Genomic DNA, 13,998 nt, shown 5'->3' on the forward strand with positions numbered 1-13,998 from the left:
GGGCGCGCCCGCGCCCGGGGCCTGCGATCAGGCGGCGCCGCGGCTGTCGGTCTCCCCGCCCGCCTCGACGAAGGCCTTGAGTTCGTCGAGGGAGCCGAAGGTGAAGCGGCCGCGCGGCGTGTCCGCCTCGATCACGCCGGTGGAATACATCACGTAGGTGTTCCCCCCCGAGGCATAGGTGCCGACCACCAGCGGTTCCTCCGCGGCGGGAGGCGTGGGCTCGGCGGCCGGCGGCTCCGGGGACGCTTCGGGCTTGTCCTCGGGAGCCACGAACCCGGCCGTCTCGACGGGGGACGGGGGCGGGGGAACGAGGTCGGGCACGCTGTGGGGCACCGCCTCGGCCTCCACGAAGCGAGGGGCGCTCTCGGGGGCGGGCGCCGGCTCGGGCTCGGTTGCCCGCGCGCGAACGGGTCCGTGGAACAGGTCGTCGGCCGTGACCCGGATCTCGGGCTCCGGCGCAGCGTCGGCGATGCGCGGCTCCGGACGGTCGTGGGGCGCGTCGGCCGGCAGCAGGTTCGGCAGCAGAGGCTCGGCGGCCGAGGGCTCCGGGGATGGCGGGGCAGGATCGAAGAAGCTCGGTTCCAGGCCGGGGCGGGTGGAGGCGGCGCCTCCCAGGCCGGCGCCGGTGCCCACGCCCGTGCCGGCGCCCAAGCCCGTGTCCGCGCCTAAGCCCGCCCCGAGGCTCGCGGCGGTGGCGGCGAGGCTCGGCCGGGCCCGCTGGGAGGCGCTCAGGTCTGCTGGCCCGCCGGGGGCCAACTCGGTGTCCGCCAGGGGAGGCTGGATTGCCGGCCGCGCCTCGCGAAAGGCGCGCTCCAGGCCGCGCAGGCGGCCTGCCACGATGGCCAATCCCAGCACCACGGCCCCGGCCGACGCCGTGGTGGCGCCCGCGATGGTCATGGCGAGACCGCTCTCCAGCCGGACGAAGGGGAAACCCTGGATGACCGATACGATTCCGCCGACGATCATGACGGCGGCCAGCGCGAACAGCGCGATATTCATGGATGTCTCGACAAACGCCTGCACCTTCAGGTGCGGCGCGCACACTAAAGGCCTGGGGGGCATTTGCAAAACGCACAATCGTGCGTCGGGCGCGGCCGCACACCGCGCGGCCGCCCGGATCGTCGCCACCCGGGGCATGAAGGTCCCCCGGGCATCGACTTCACCCGGGCATCGACTTACGTAACGGCACGTTGGTGACAGGGTCGCGCGCCGGTCGCGCGATGCCTTGCGTCCAATGTCTCACGAGCCGGAGAGTTGCCCATGACCTTCACCCTGCCCGAACTGCCCTACGCCTACGACGCGCTCGGCCCCTACATGTCGAAGGAAACCCTCGAGTTTCACCACGACAAGCACCACAAGGCCTATGTCGACACGGGCAACAAGCTGCTCGAGGGCACGGGGCTCGAGGGCAAGAGCGTCGAGGAGGTCCTGACCTCGGCCTACGGCAACAACCAGCCGCTCTTCAACAATGCCGGCCAGCACTACAACCACATCCACTTCTGGCAGTGGATGAAGCCCAATGGCGGTGGTGCTGCCCCGGGCGCGCTCGCCAAGAAGATCGACGAGGATCTCGGCGGCTTCGAGAAGTTCAAGGCCGACTTCATCCAGGCCGGTGTCGGCCAGTTCGGCTCGGGCTGGGCCTGGCTCGCGGTCAAGGACGGCAAGCTCGCGATCATGAAGACCCCGAATGGTGAGAATCCGCTCGTGCACGGCGCCAAGCCGATCCTCGGCGTCGACGTCTGGGAGCACTCCTACTACATCGACTACCGCAATCGCCGCCCCGACTACCTCAAGGCGTTCATCGAGAACCTGGTGAACTGGGAGCACGTCGAGAAGATGTACGGCGAGGCCACCGCGTAAGGCCCCACGATCTTACGACCGCGTCGCGAGGCTCGGGACAGGCTCTTCCGCGCGAAGGACAGGCTCTTGCGCGCGAAGGACAGGGCTGCCGCTGACGGAGACCGGCCGACCGGGGTTCGCCAGCGGCCCGCCGTCATCGCGGAGCCGCGCAGCGGCGTCCGGGATCCAGGAACGCAGGGGGTGCGAGGGTTCGCACGGTCGGCGGCCCTGGATTCCGGGCTCGCCTCCGGCGACCCGGAATGACGGCGTGATGTCCTGGGCGATGGCCCCGTCGAAGGCGCGGGGACCCGCTTCGCAGGGGCGGATCGGCCCGGTCCGGCGATCGCCGACCGCGGACCGTTCGTCGCGGCGAGGTGCAGGGCGGCTGTCCATCGAACGGTTCCGCGTTTGCGCCACGCGCGGCGGCATGGTCTAGGGCTCGCCCGACACTCCCAGCCCCCCGTCCCGGCAGTCCTGATCCATGATCCGCAGCATCCTTTCCGTCGGCGGCTGGACGCTGGTCTCCCGCGTCACCGGCTTCGCCCGCGACGTGGTGATGGCGGCGATCCTGGGGGCCGGTCCACTCGCCGACGCCTTCGTGGTGGCGTTCCGCCTGCCGAACCACTTCCGGGCGATCTTCGGCGAGGGCGCCTTCAACACCGCCTTCGTGCCGAGCTATGCGGGCCTGTCGGAAACGGAGAAGGCCGCGGCGGGCGCGGCGCGGCGCTTCGCCGATCGCATCTTCACCCTAATGCTCCTCGTGCAGATCGCCTTCCTAGCGCTCGCCATGCCGGCGATGCCCTGGGTCGTGCGCGCCCTGGCGCCAGGCTTCTCGGAGGACCCGGAGCGGTTCGCGCTGGCCGTCTCGCTGACCCGGATCACCTTCCCCTACCTCCTGTTCATGACGCTGGTGACCCTGTTCTCCGGCATCCTCAACGCCCATCGGCGCTTCGCGGTGGCGGCCGGCGCACCGGTGCTGCTCAACCTGTCGATGCTGGTCGCCCTGAGCCTCGCCGCGCTCTTCCCCAACGCCGCCTACGCCGCCGCCTGGGGCGTCACCGTCTCGGGCGTGCTGCAATTCGCCCTGGTCTGGTGGGCGTGTCGGCGGGCGGGCATCGCCCCGACCCTGACGACCCCGACCCTGGGCGACCCGGCCATGCGGCGATTCTTCAAGGTGCTGGGGCCGGCGGTGATCGGCTCGGCCGGATTCCAGATCGCCTCCTTCGCCGACACCATCATCGCGAGCTTCCTGCCGACGGGCGCGGTCTCGGCCCTCTATTACGCCGACCGGCTCTATCAGCTGCCCTTCGGCGTCATCGCCATCGCGGCGGGCACGGTGCTCCTGCCGGAGATGAGCCGGCGCATCGCCGCCGGCGACGTCGCCGGGGCGCACGCGGCCCAGAACCGGGCGGCGGGCTTCTCCCTCGCCCTGTCGGCGCCCTTCACGGTGGCCTTCCTCACCCTGCCGGCCCTGATCATGACGGCGCTGTTCCAGCGCGGCGCCTTCGGGGCCGAGGATGCGGCGCGCGCGGCCTCGGTGCTCGCCGCCTACGGCCTGGCGCTGCCCGCCGTGGTGCTCCTGCGCAGCGCCCTGGCGAGCTTCTATGCCCGGCAGGACACGATGACCCCGCTCATCGCCTCCCTCACCGCCATCGCCATCAACGTCGCCCTCAAGGTGGTGCTGACCGGGCCCTACGGCGTCACCGGCCTCGCGATGGCCACCGCCATCGGCCAGTGGGTCAACCTCGGCATCCTCGTGGCCCTGGCCTGGCGACGGGGCTGGATGGCGCCGGGGCGCACCCTCGGGGTCACCGTCGTCGGGGTGGTGGTGGCCTGCATCGCCCTCGCGGCCACCGCCCGTTACGGCCTGCCCCTGGCCGACGCCCTGGTGCCGGCCCTGCCGCGCCTGCGCGAGATGGCGGTGCTGGGCCTGCTCGGGATCGCCGGAACGCTGGTCTACGCCGTGCTGTTGTTGGGGACGCTGCGCCTGTTCGGGCTTCGCCTGCGGCGCGCCTGATCCCGCCGCCCGACCGCAGCGGCGCGGGATCCGCTGCGCCGGCGCGGCGCCCGCTTCCGCCGTCCCGGAGGGGTCGACCGGATCCGACACGAGGAGCCCGCATGTCCGAATCCCCCCGCATCGCCGTCTTCGACGCCTACGGCACCCTGTTCGATGTCCACGCGGCGGTGGCGCGACACGCGGACGCGATCGGGCCGGACGCGGCGGCCCTGTCCGAGACCTGGCGCGCCAAGCAGCTCGAATATTCCTGGGTGCTCGGCCTGATGGGACGCCACGCCCCGTTCTGGGGCCTGACCGAGCAGGCCCTGGATTATGCCCTGGCCCGGTACCCGGCGGTGGACCGGGCGCTGCGGCCCCGGCTCCTCGACGCCTATCGCGACCTCGATGCCTATCCGGAGGTGCCGGGCACGCTCCGAGCCCTGCGCGCCGCGGGATGGCGGACCGCGATCCTCTCCAACGGCGACGCGGCAATGCTGGAGCGCGCGGTGGCCTCGGCGGAGCTGGCGGACCACCTCGACGCGGTGCTCTCGGTGGAGTCCGCGCGAACCTTCAAGACCGCGCCGGCCGCCTACCGCATCGCCACGGACCGCTTCGGCGTCGGACCCGAGGCGGTGCTGTTCTGCTCCTCGAACCGCTGGGACGTGGCCGGGGCGGCCGCGTTCGGCTTCCGGCCCGTCTGGGTCAACCGCAAGGGGCTGCCGGACGAGTATGCCGATCAGCCCCCCGAGCGGGTGATCGAGAGCCTCGACGCCCTGCCCTGAGGGCGGGGCTCGGGCTACCTAACCAGCGGAGCCTCAGGCCGCCCGGGATGCGGCCGTCAGGCCGCCCGGATGGTGGCGAGGAACTGCGAGACCTGACCGCCGAGATGCTCGGACTGCCGCGACAGCGCCGAGGCCGAGGCCAGCACCTGGGCGGCGGCCGCACCGGTCTCCTCGGCGGCGCCCGCGACGCCCGAGACGTTCTGCGTGACTTCGCCGGTGCCGATCGAGGCCTGGGCCACGTTGCGCACGATCTCCTGGGTCGCCGCCCCCTGCTCCTCCACCGCCGCCGCGATCGAGGCCGCGACGTCGCTGATCTCGCGGATGCGCCCCGTGATGGCGCCGATCGCCGCCACCGCCTGGCCCGTCGAGCCCTGGATGCGGGCGATCTGGCCGGTGATCTCGTCCGTGGCCCGGGCGGTCTGGTTGGCGAGTTCCTTGACCTCAGCGGCCACCACCGCGAAGCCCCGACCCGCCTCGCCGGCCCGCGCCGCCTCGATCGTCGCGTTGAGGGCGAGAAGGTTGGTCTGGCCCGCGATGGTCGAGATCATCGCCACCACGTCGCCGATGCGCTGGGCCGCCTCGCTGAGGTCGCGCACGAAGGTGGCGGTCTGGCCGGCCTCCGTCACCGCCTCGCGGGAGAGCTGGGCCGAGCCCTGGACCTGACGGCCGATCTCGTCGACCGAGGAGCCGAGCTCCTCGGCCGCGGCCGCCACTGTGGTGACGTTCGCCGAGGCCTGGTCGGCAGCGGCGGCCACGGAGACGGAGCGCTGCGCCGTCTCGCTGGCATTGGCCGACATGCTGCGGGCCGTGTCCTGCAGCTGCGCCGCGGCCGTGCCGACCTGCGCCACGACGCTGCCCACCGCGGCCTCGAACTGATCGGCCAGGCCCCGCAGGGTCTCCCGGCGCAGGGCCTCGGCCCCGGCCCGGGCCGCCTCGGTTTCGGCCTCCAGGGCGCGGGTGCGAAGGATGTTGTCCTTGAAGACCAGGACGGCGTCCGCCATCGCGCCGATCTCGTCCCGCCGCTCGGCGCCCGGCACGGCGACGGCCGTGTCGCCGGTGGCGAGCCGCCGCATCGCCTCGGTCATCCGGTGCAGGGGGCGGCTGACGCCGAGGGCGAGGGCGAGGGCCGCGCCCGCCGCGATCAGCATCCCGAGGCCCACGAGGAGGGCGGTGGTCAGGACGGCGGTGTCGTAGGTGTCCTGGGCGAGGGCGCCGCTGGCGCGGGCGCTGCCCTCCTCGAGGTCGACGAGCTTTTGCAGGGCGCCGAGGACGCCGTTGATGCGCGTCGACATGTCGGTGTTGTAGGTGCGCTGGGCGCCCGCGAGGTCTCCGGCCTGCGCCTGGGTGACGATCCCCTCCTGCAGGGTCCGGTAGGCGGACCATTCCGTCTCGAACGTGCGGTAGAGGGCCTGCGACTCCGGGCTGGCTCGCAGCGCCGCGTAGGCGGCCTGCGCGGCGCGCATCTCGGCCTCCCGCTTGGCCAGGGCGGCCGAGACGTCGGTGCGGGCCGCCGCCGTATCGGCGGTGATCAGGCGACCGCCATTGACCCGCTGGCGCAGGACCAGGACCTGGATCTTGCCCAGGAGCTGCACGTTCGGGAGGCGCTCGTCGCGCATCTCCCGCGCCACCGCGTTGACGGCGCGCAGCTGCATCAGGGCCGACCCGCCGATCACCGCCATGAGACCGAAGACGAGACCGAAGCCAAGAAACAGCTTGGTGCGGATCGACAGGGCGGGAAAGGACATGCAGCGAGGAGCCCGATGGGAGGGGAGGCCCCACATCATTCGCGACAGGCGTTAAAAATTCCCACGGGTCTTCATGTCGAGGGGCGAAACTTGTCGCGAATGATCATCATCTATCGTCGCCCGTGATTGAATAATCAGGGTGAGAGCTTCCAGTTCGACTGGTGAATGACCAGCGTCATTCCGCGCCCGTCCGGGCTCTTCACCGACTGGCTCGTATAATCCGCCGTGCCCGACATCCCGGCGTATTTGCCGGTTCCGCCGACGAAGACATGCGTGCCCTTGGCGCCCTTGGCCTCGTAGGTGGAAAAGATCTGGTCGCCATCGGCGTCGCTGTCGATGCAGGAGCCGCGGTTGAGCGCCTCGCCGCCGACGACCTCGCGCATCCCGAGGCAGCGCGTGCCCATGTTGTTGAACATCGGGCCGCCGGACTCGTTGCGGGTGATTCCGGAGCTGTCGTAGGTCGTCACGGTGCGCTCCCCGAGCTTCATCGTGACGAAGGCGGCGGTGACGTAGGTGGTGGAGTAGCTGTCGGTGCCGCTGCGGGGCAGTTCGGCGGCCCGCGCAAGGGGCGCGGCCAGAACGGCCGCCGAGAGAAAGACCCAACGTCGTGACATGATGATCAGGCCTCCGTCTGAGAACAGGCGCAGAGACATTCGCATCGATTCGATGTCGATCGATCATGAGCGCGACGCGCGTGCCTGACAACTGTCGGGTCTGCCATTTTCACTAACGAAAAGGTTTATCTCCCTGTCGGTGACTGTAAATGACCGTGCGGCGGGTGTTCTGTCCTAGCGGCAATCCTGGCGCGATCCGCCCGGGGGGTTCGGCTCCCCGCGCGGGTCAGGATCGCCCGAGGGCGGCCGCGATCAGCCTGACGCCGTCGGGGCTGTCCCACTCGGCCGGTCCCTTCATCACCCCGAGGGTGCAGCCGGCGCCGTCGACCAGGAGGGTGGTGGGCAGGCCGAGGGAGCCGGTGGCCTTCTGGATCGCCGGCAGGACCCGGCCGCCGGGATCGGCATAGTAGGCCAGCCGCGCGATGCCGTTCTGCTTGAGCCAGGCGGGCGGCGCCTCGAGGTTGCGGGTGTCGACGTTGATCGCCACGACGCGGAAATCCGGGCTACCGAGCCGGGCCTGGAGCCGGTCGAGGGCCGGCATCTCGGCCTTGCAGGGCGCGCACCAGGTCGCCCACAGGTTCACGAGGCGCAGGCCCGTCACGCCGTCCAGGGTGGCGTCGGTTCCCTCCGGCCCCTTGAAGGCCAGGGCCGGCGCGGGCACCGGCGCGGTCGCGACCTGGAGGGCGGCGACCTCGCCCCGGGCCAGGGGGGCGATGCGGGCCGCCGCCGCGGCCGAGCCCGCGCAGGGGCCGGCGGAGTTGCCGCCGGTCGAGCCCGTCCCGTATACGGCAAGCCCCGCACCGAGTGCGGCGACGAGGACGGCCCCGGCGATCAGCGCAGATCTGCGGCCGGGCATCATCGTTGCGTCCGGGGGCGGGCGGGCAGGGCGGCTGGAAGGACGACTGAGAACATGAGCAACCGGATGTGGGGCGGGCGCTTCGCGAGCGGCCCCGCCGAGATCATGGAGGAGATCAACGCCTCCATCGGGTTCGACAAGCGCCTCGCGCCCCAGGACATCCGCGGCTCGCTGGCGCATGTGGCGATGCTGGGTGCGGCCGGCATCCTGCCATCCGCCGATGTGGCCGCGATTCAAGACGGCCTCAAGGCCGTGCGCGACGAAATCGAGGCGGGCGGCTTCGTGTTCAAGCGCGAGCTCGAAGACATCCACATGTCCGTCGAGAGCCGGCTCACCGAGATCGTCGGCCCGGCGGCCGGGCGCCTGCACACCGCGCGCTCGCGCAACGACCAGGTCGCCACCGACATGAAGCTGTGGGTGCGCGACACCCTGGACAGCCTCGACGGGCAGGCCGCCGACTTGCAGCGGGCGCTGGCCGAGAAGGCCCTCGCCCATGCCGGCACGGTGATGCCGGGCTTCACCCACCTGCAATCGGCCCAGCCCGTCACCTTCGGGCACCATTGCCTCGCCTACGTGGAGATGCTGGCCCGCGACCGGGGCCGGTTCCGCGATGCCCGGGCGCGCCTGAACGAGTGCCCCCTCGGCGCCGCGGCGCTCGCCGGCACCTCCTTCCCCATCGACCGGCACGCCACGGCCGCGGCGCTCGGCTTTGACCGGCCGACGGCGAACTCCCTCGACTCGGTGGCCGATCGCGACTTCGCCCTGGAATCGCTCGCCGCCGCCTCGATCTGCGCGGTCCACCTCTCGCGCTTCGCCGAGGAGCTGGTGGTCTGGACCTCGGCGCAGTTCAACTTCGTCCGGCTGTCCGACGGCTACACCACCGGCTCGTCGATCATGCCGCAGAAGCGCAACCCGGACGCGGCGGAGCTGGTGCGCGCCAAGTCCGGCCGCGTCATCGGTGCCCTCACGGGCCTGCTCATCGTGATGAAGGGCCTGCCGCTCGCCTATTCGAAGGACATGCAGGAGGACAAGGAGGGCACCTTCGACGCCCTCCAGGCGCTCTCCCTGTGCCTGGCCGCCATGACCGGGATGGTGCGCGACCTCGAGCCCAACGCCCCGGTCCTGGCCCGTGCCGCCGGCTCCGGCTACGCCACCGCGACCGACCTCGCCGACTGGCTGGTGCGCGAGCTCGGCCTGCCGTTCCGCGAGGCCCACCACGTCACCGGGCGCCTCGTCGGCGCCGCCTCCGCCCGCAACGTCGGGCTGGAGGAGCTCTCCCTGGCCGAGATGCAGGCCGCCGAGCCGCGGATCACGCAAGCGGTCTACGCCGTGCTCGGCGTCGAGAACTCGGTTTCGAGCCGCACCAGCTACGGGGGGACCGCGCCCGACAACGTACGGTCGCAGGCGAACCGCTGGCTCGCGGCACTCGCGCAGGCGTGAGGCGAAAAGAACCGGACTCGGGGCAGGTGCGTTCACGGCTCAGCTATGTGATGCTGTGTAGGACCCTGTCCCGAGCCCCTCGGAGATCTTCTCATGCCCGCTGAAAGCTGGATTGCGCCGGATGACGTCCCCGCCCTCGCGGTTGAGGCCACGGCGCTGATCGACGCCACCTTGCGCCGCCTGCCCGAGGCCGACCGGGTCGCCTTCTGGGCCTCGGTGCGCAAGTGCTACAACACGCCCTACAACGATCCGAAGCCCCGCGCGCTGCCGCGCGTGCGGATGCCCGAGTCCTCCGAGGCCTCCAAGTTCTCCGAGTCCTCCGAGTCCTCCGAGGCGACGGGCCCGGCCCCCACGGAATCCGCCACCCTGTCGGCTCTGGCCGCGCCCGCCCTCGCGAGCGTGATGGCGGCGCTGCCGGGCGTGTTCTCCGCCGAGCCCCACGCCGCCTGAGGGCTGCGGGACGCGCATTCCTGAAACCGGCGCCACGCGGCGCCGCACATCCGGACGGTCGGCCGGGTCTTCCGGTCCGGCGACGTCCCGAAGGGTCTTCCATGGTTCCTGTTCTGCGACGCGGCCTCCGGCTCGGGGCCGCCATCCTCGTCCTGTCCGGTCCCGCCGCCCTGGTCGGCGTCCCCCATCCCCTGGCGGTCGGCCCCGCTCAGGCCCAGGAGGCCGCCCCCGAGGAGGCGGAGGCCCCAAGCCGCAAGAGGTCCCGCCGCGGACGCGAGCGGGCCCCGAAGGCCGCCATGACGGCCCCCGGCATGCAGCAGGCCACCCCGGTGGCGATCTTCGGCGACTGGAACGTCTTCGCCAACGGCCAGGGCAAGACCCGCGTCTGCTACGCCATCGCCCAGCCGCAGGCGCGCTCGCCCAAGACCCTGAAGCGCGACACGGCCTACCTCTTCGTCACCGTGCGCAAGGCCGAGAACGTGGCCAACGAGGTCGCGGTGATGCTCGGCTTCCCGGCCAAGCCCGCGAGCAGCCAGGCCAAGGCCAATGCCGGCCCGGCGCCCACCGACCCGACCCTGAATCTCGGGGCCACGCGCTACGGTCTCGTCACCAAGGACAACAACGCCTGGCTCCAGAACCCGGCGGAGGAGACCCGGGTGGTCACCGAGATGGCCCGCACCCCGAAGCTGCAGATCAAGACCACCTCGCTGCGCGGCAATCCCACCAGCGACGATTACGCCCTGGCGGGGTTCGGCGACGCGATGAAGCGCGCCCGCGAGGAGTGCAAGTAAAGGAACCAGTAGGGGAAGCGGGGGACCCCGGGGCTAGGTCACCGCCCGGGCCGCCTCGGCGCGGATCGCCGCCAGGGTGAGATGGGCCGCCGGACCGTCGCCCGTGAGGTTGAGCCCGTCGGCGCCGGTGGCGAGCAGGAGGGCCAGGGCCTCCCGCAGGGACGCCCCGGCCGCGATCGCGGGGGCGTCCGGCAGGGGTCCGGGGCTCGCCAGGCGCTCGGCGGCGATCAGGGCGAGGCGGCGCAGCGCCCGGTCCTGCCCGACGAAACTCGCGACGAAGGGATCGGCCGGCGCGGCCAGGAGGCGCTCGGGCGGATCGGCCTGGACGATGCGGCCGTCCCGCATCAGCACGACGCGGTCGCCCATCCGCATCGCCTCGTCGATGTCGTGGGTGACGATGAGCACGGTCTTGCCCAGGCGCCGGAGAATGGCGCCGATCTCGGCCTGCAGGCGGTCGCGGGCGACGGGGTCCACCGCGCCGAAGGGCTCGTCCATGAGCAGGACCGGGGGATCGGCGGCCAGGGCCCGGGCGACGCCGACGCGCTGGCGCTGGCCGCCGGAGAGCGCGTGCGGGCGGCGCGCCCGGTACAGCGCCGGGTCGAGGCCGACGAGGTCGAGCATCGCGTCGACCCGGTCGGCGATCCGGGCCCGCGTCCAGCCCAGCAGGCCCGGCACGGTGCCGATGTTGTCGGCGACGCTGCGGTGGGGAAACAGGCCGACTCCCTGGAGCACGTAGCCGATGCGCCGGCGCAGGGCGACGGGATCGGTCCGCATCACGTCCGTGCCGGCCACGAGCACGCGGCCGGCATCCGGCTCGACCAGGCGGTTGACCATGCGCAGCGTGGTGGACTTGCCGCAGCCGGACGGGCCGATCAGGGCGCAGACGCTGCCCTCGGCGACGACGAGGTCGAGGGCGTCGACGGCCGGGCGTTCGGCCCCGGGGAACCGCTTGCCGACGCCTTCCAGGCGGATCATGGGGCCCGGGCCGGCGCGCGGTTTGGCCGCCTGCGCCTCAGCAGCCCTTGCAGATCGAGCCCATGGTGGTGCGCATCTTGGTGTCCCAGGCCTTGTCGCGAGCGGCCGAGGCGCGCTGGGCCTTGGCCATGTCGGCCTCGGTGGAGGCGCGGGTATAGGGCGCCTTGCCCGCATCCGCGCGGCCCGGCGGCTTGGTCACCCCGGTGGGAGCGACGTTGCGCGGGGGGGCGCCCGAGGACGGCTGCGCCAGGACCGGCGCGGCGCCGAGGAGGAGGGCCAGGGTGGAAGCGGCGGCGAGGCGGGACAGGAGGGCGCGGGACATGAGGACGACGGATCCCTGACAGGTGACGAGGCGTCGGGACGATCGGACGTGAACGACGTCGCGCCCCGATGATCCCGTTCATCTACGATGGGGACCGTTCAGGATTATGGCACCTCGGCCGGATGGCGCGAAGGTGGCGGGCGGCAGGGCGTGCGAAATGGCACCCGGTTCGGCGCGCGCGGCTCCGAACCGCCTTCAGGGACCGCTGAGGAAGCCGATCCGCTCCCGCGCCGGCTGTCCGAGCCAGAGCAGGACGGCCCCGATCACGAGCCCGATCAGGGCAGCGGGCGCCAGGGTCAGGGGCAGGACCAGGATCTTCCACAGCCACGGGGCGATGCTCTCCACCGTGCCCTGGAGGGCGTTCGCCCGGTCCTTGAACAGGGTGAAGGCGAGGTCGCTGACGCTGGTGACGCGCAGGGTGTTGTTCGCGACGGAGCGGGCCCCGTCGTAGACGAGGCAGACGAAGCCCGCCGCCAGGAAGACGAGGCCGAGGAAGCGGCTGAGGAAACGGACCATCGCACCCGATCGCACCCGCCGGCATCCGCGCCGGCCCTGAGGCTGAGTAGGAGGGCGCGCCGACGGGCGCAAGCCACCGATGCCGCGGCCGCGGGCGCCCCGGGGCCCGCGCAGGCGGGCCGCGCGGTTTGCGCCGGATCGCGTTCGCGCCATATGCGGGCTGGGGCCGCGCGGCAGGCGGGGCCCGGCCGCAACCCGAGACCCGACCCAAACCCATGCGCGACGCCTCCCCCCTCCTCCCCCCGGTGCCCGCGCCCGGGGAGACGGCCCCACCCCTCGCGCTGGTGATCTTCGATTGCGACGGGGTGCTCGTGGACAGCGAGCCGATCAGCCTGGCGCGCCTCACCGCCGGGCTCAACCGCATCGGCGTGCCCATCGACGTCGAGACCGTGCGGGCGCGCTTCGCCGGCACCTCGATGGTCTCGATCATGGGTCACATCGCGCAGGATTACGGGATCACGGCGCCGGAGGGCTTCGTCGAGGCCGTGAAGGCGGACACGCTGCGCGCCTTCGACACGGAGCTGCGGGCGGTCGCGGGCGTCGCCGCGGCGGTCGCCGCCCTGGAACTGCCGTCCTGCGTCGCGTCCAGCAGCGACCCCGTGCGCCTGCGCCACTCCCTGGGTCTGACGGGGCTGCTGCCGCTGTTCGAGGGGCGGATCTTCTCCTCGACCCTGGTGGCGCGGGGCAAGCCGGCGCCGGACCTGTTCCTCCACGCCGCCGCCGCGATGGGCGTCGCCCCCGAGGCCTGTCTCGTCATCGAGGACAGCGTGCCCGGCGTCACGGCGGCTCGCGCCGCCGGCATGCGCGTCGTCGGCTTCAGCGGCGGCGGGCACTGGCAGCACGACCCGGCGGCGGCGGACCTGACCCGCGCCGGCGCGTCCCGGATCTTCCGCGATTACCGGGACCTCGCCGCCGTCATCGCCGCCGCCTGACCCGGGCTTGCGAAGGCAGCGCGCGCGCCGGGCACCGGGCGGGGCCGTTTCTGCCACGGAGTGTGTTGCATTCGGAAGATCGATCCGTTGACGAACCGCAACGGGATGAGCATCTTCGAGAGGTTCGGCGATGCCCCTGGGTGTCGTTGCACCGCGGTGATTTGAAGTGTGTAGCTTGCGCCGCGTCACCAAACGCTAAAGCACCGCGATGCGCTCGCGCCTCGTGGTCCTTCTTGGAAAGGATGACTTGCCGTGACTGTCTGCACTGTCCGCTTCCAGCGGGGCAATGCCCCGAGTCTCCGGTCCCAACACGGCTGTTGTCGACGCTGACCATCCCGTCGCGTCCCACCGTTCGTCTCGTGCCGGCCCAGCGCCGGCCCCCGGAGTCCTTGTCATGCCACTTCTTCAGATCGAGGCCGAGCGGGCGCTGAATCGCCTGCCCGCGGCCCCCGGCCTTGCGGAGCATCGGGCGGAGCGCGCCCGCACCCCCCTCCAGGCCGAGCCCGCCCCGCCGCGGATCATCGAGATCGGCGAGATCACCGCCGGCATCGCCGTTCCGGAACCCGGCGGCGTGCGCTTCTTCGCGTCGAGCCGCGACTTCGCCCCCCTCGACGGGACGGTCTACCGCAGCGTCGAGCAGGCGGCCCGCGCCGCCCGGGACCGGTTCCGCAACCGGACCCGTCCCGGCACCGGCGCGCGGGCGCCCCGGCTTCAGGCGATCTGACGGGTTCGGTTTCTCG

General features: G+C 72.3%; 15 protein-coding genes. 8 read left to right on the top strand and 7 right to left on the bottom strand.

Features of this window, described 5'->3' with window-relative positions; all coding sequences use genetic code 11:
• Positions 1–27: 27 nt before the first annotated feature.
• Positions 28–999, bottom strand: coding sequence for a hypothetical protein (locus CRT23_RS00520; protein ID WP_103708192.1), 972 nt, complete (start codon positions 997–999; stop codon positions 28–30).
• A gap of 261 nt (positions 1,000–1,260) precedes the next feature.
• Between CRT23_RS00520 and CRT23_RS00525 the strand changes: the two genes are divergently transcribed.
• The 3 genes from CRT23_RS00525 to CRT23_RS00535 all read left to right on the top strand — a co-directional run bounded on the left by CRT23_RS00525 (position 1,261) and on the right by CRT23_RS00535 (position 4,617).
• Positions 1,261–1,860: a superoxide dismutase gene (locus CRT23_RS00525; RefSeq protein WP_055946939.1), complete on the top strand. Its 600-nt coding sequence runs from the start codon at positions 1,261–1,263 to the stop codon at positions 1,858–1,860.
• Positions 1,861–2,320: 460 nt separating this feature from the next.
• Entirely contained in the window at positions 2,321–3,856 is a 1,536-nt protein-coding gene (gene murJ / locus CRT23_RS00530; protein WP_103708193.1) for a murein biosynthesis integral membrane protein MurJ, read from the top strand.
• Between the two features lie 101 nt (positions 3,857–3,957).
• Complete coding sequence (locus CRT23_RS00535) at positions 3,958–4,617, top strand: haloacid dehalogenase type II (RefSeq protein WP_103708194.1); 660 nt, start codon at positions 3,958–3,960, stop codon at positions 4,615–4,617.
• Between the two features lie 56 nt (positions 4,618–4,673).
• On the opposite strand, the gene CRT23_RS00540 is transcribed toward CRT23_RS00535, so the two are convergent.
• The 3 genes from CRT23_RS00540 to CRT23_RS00550 all read right to left on the bottom strand — a co-directional run bounded on the left by CRT23_RS00540 (position 4,674) and on the right by CRT23_RS00550 (position 7,832).
• Positions 4,674–6,362, bottom strand: coding sequence for a methyl-accepting chemotaxis protein (locus CRT23_RS00540; protein WP_103708195.1), 1,689 nt, complete (start codon positions 6,360–6,362; stop codon positions 4,674–4,676).
• A gap of 134 nt (positions 6,363–6,496) precedes the next feature.
• Positions 6,497–6,976 (bottom strand): hypothetical protein, encoded by a 480-nt coding sequence (locus tag CRT23_RS00545; RefSeq protein ID WP_146056304.1) that lies wholly within the window; start codon positions 6,974–6,976, stop codon positions 6,497–6,499.
• A 226-nt stretch (positions 6,977–7,202) separates the two neighbouring features.
• Positions 7,203–7,832: a TlpA disulfide reductase family protein gene (locus CRT23_RS00550; protein ID WP_103708526.1), complete on the bottom strand. Its 630-nt coding sequence runs from the start codon at positions 7,830–7,832 to the stop codon at positions 7,203–7,205.
• A 54-nt stretch (positions 7,833–7,886) separates the two neighbouring features.
• Between CRT23_RS00550 and argH the strand changes: the two genes are divergently transcribed.
• From argH to CRT23_RS00565, 3 genes are all read left to right on the top strand, one after another.
• The gene (gene argH / locus CRT23_RS00555) at positions 7,887–9,272 is read left to right on the top strand and encodes an argininosuccinate lyase (protein ID WP_055946947.1); all 1,386 of its coding nucleotides are present in this window, start codon (positions 7,887–7,889) and stop codon (positions 9,270–9,272) included.
• Between the two features lie 93 nt (positions 9,273–9,365).
• Positions 9,366–9,722 carry a hypothetical protein gene (locus CRT23_RS00560; RefSeq protein WP_103708196.1) on the top strand — a complete coding sequence of 119 codons (357 nt, stop codon included), beginning with the start codon at positions 9,366–9,368 and terminating at the stop codon, positions 9,720–9,722.
• Between the two features lie 101 nt (positions 9,723–9,823).
• A complete protein-coding gene (locus CRT23_RS00565; RefSeq protein ID WP_103708197.1) occupies positions 9,824–10,513 on the top strand; it encodes an invasion associated locus b family protein in 690 nt (229 codons plus the stop codon).
• Positions 10,514–10,546: 33 nt separating this feature from the next.
• Here CRT23_RS00565 and CRT23_RS00570 read toward each other — a convergent pair whose 3' ends face one another.
• From CRT23_RS00570 to CRT23_RS00580, 3 genes are all read right to left on the bottom strand, one after another.
• Entirely contained in the window at positions 10,547–11,488 is a 942-nt protein-coding gene (locus CRT23_RS00570) for an ATP-binding cassette domain-containing protein (protein ID WP_103708198.1), read from the bottom strand.
• A 37-nt stretch (positions 11,489–11,525) separates the two neighbouring features.
• Complete coding sequence (locus CRT23_RS00575) at positions 11,526–11,810, bottom strand: hypothetical protein (RefSeq protein WP_055946955.1); 285 nt, start codon at positions 11,808–11,810, stop codon at positions 11,526–11,528.
• Between the two features lie 195 nt (positions 11,811–12,005).
• Positions 12,006–12,326, bottom strand: a complete 321-nt coding sequence (locus CRT23_RS00580; protein ID WP_055946958.1) for a hypothetical protein — start codon at positions 12,324–12,326, stop codon at positions 12,006–12,008.
• A gap of 215 nt (positions 12,327–12,541) precedes the next feature.
• On the opposite strand from CRT23_RS00580, the gene CRT23_RS00585 reads away from it, so the two are divergent.
• Positions 12,542–13,258, top strand: coding sequence for an HAD family hydrolase (locus CRT23_RS00585; RefSeq protein ID WP_103708199.1), 717 nt, complete (start codon positions 12,542–12,544; stop codon positions 13,256–13,258).
• A gap of 394 nt (positions 13,259–13,652) precedes the next feature.
• On the top strand, positions 13,653–13,982 hold the full coding sequence (locus CRT23_RS00590) for a hypothetical protein (RefSeq protein WP_245435885.1): 330 nt from the start codon (positions 13,653–13,655) through the stop codon (positions 13,980–13,982).
• Positions 13,983–13,998 lie beyond the last annotated feature (16 nt).

Origin of the sequence: Methylobacterium sp. V23 (assembly GCF_002917135.1) — a bacterium.
Lineage (GTDB): Bacteria > Pseudomonadota > Alphaproteobacteria > Rhizobiales > Beijerinckiaceae > Methylobacterium.

Excerpts from the sequence above, each read along its gene's own strand:
- CRT23_RS00520 (WP_103708192.1), bottom strand. The coding sequence starts at position 999 with ATGAATATCGCGCTGTTCGCGCTGGCCGCCGTCATGATCGTCGGCGGA.
- CRT23_RS00525 (WP_055946939.1), top strand. The coding sequence starts at position 1,261 with ATGACCTTCACCCTGCCCGAACTGCCCTACGCCTACGACGCGCTCGGC.
- murJ (WP_103708193.1), top strand. The coding sequence starts at position 2,321 with ATGATCCGCAGCATCCTTTCCGTCGGCGGCTGGACGCTGGTCTCCCGC.
- CRT23_RS00535 (WP_103708194.1), top strand. The coding sequence starts at position 3,958 with ATGTCCGAATCCCCCCGCATCGCCGTCTTCGACGCCTACGGCACCCTG.
- CRT23_RS00540 (WP_103708195.1), bottom strand. The coding sequence starts at position 6,362 with ATGTCCTTTCCCGCCCTGTCGATCCGCACCAAGCTGTTTCTTGGCTTC.
- CRT23_RS00545 (WP_146056304.1), bottom strand. The coding sequence starts at position 6,976 with ATGTCACGACGTTGGGTCTTTCTCTCGGCGGCCGTTCTGGCCGCGCCC.
- CRT23_RS00550 (WP_103708526.1), bottom strand. The coding sequence starts at position 7,832 with ATGCCCGGCCGCAGATCTGCGCTGATCGCCGGGGCCGTCCTCGTCGCC.
- argH (WP_055946947.1), top strand. The coding sequence starts at position 7,887 with ATGAGCAACCGGATGTGGGGCGGGCGCTTCGCGAGCGGCCCCGCCGAG.
- CRT23_RS00560 (WP_103708196.1), top strand. The coding sequence starts at position 9,366 with ATGCCCGCTGAAAGCTGGATTGCGCCGGATGACGTCCCCGCCCTCGCG.
- CRT23_RS00565 (WP_103708197.1), top strand. The coding sequence starts at position 9,824 with ATGGTTCCTGTTCTGCGACGCGGCCTCCGGCTCGGGGCCGCCATCCTC.
- CRT23_RS00570 (WP_103708198.1), bottom strand. The coding sequence starts at position 11,488 with ATGATCCGCCTGGAAGGCGTCGGCAAGCGGTTCCCCGGGGCCGAACGC.
- CRT23_RS00575 (WP_055946955.1), bottom strand. The coding sequence starts at position 11,810 with ATGTCCCGCGCCCTCCTGTCCCGCCTCGCCGCCGCTTCCACCCTGGCC.
- CRT23_RS00580 (WP_055946958.1), bottom strand. The coding sequence starts at position 12,326 with ATGGTCCGTTTCCTCAGCCGCTTCCTCGGCCTCGTCTTCCTGGCGGCG.
- CRT23_RS00585 (WP_103708199.1), top strand. The coding sequence starts at position 12,542 with ATGCGCGACGCCTCCCCCCTCCTCCCCCCGGTGCCCGCGCCCGGGGAG.
- CRT23_RS00590 (WP_245435885.1), top strand. The coding sequence starts at position 13,653 with ATGCCACTTCTTCAGATCGAGGCCGAGCGGGCGCTGAATCGCCTGCCC.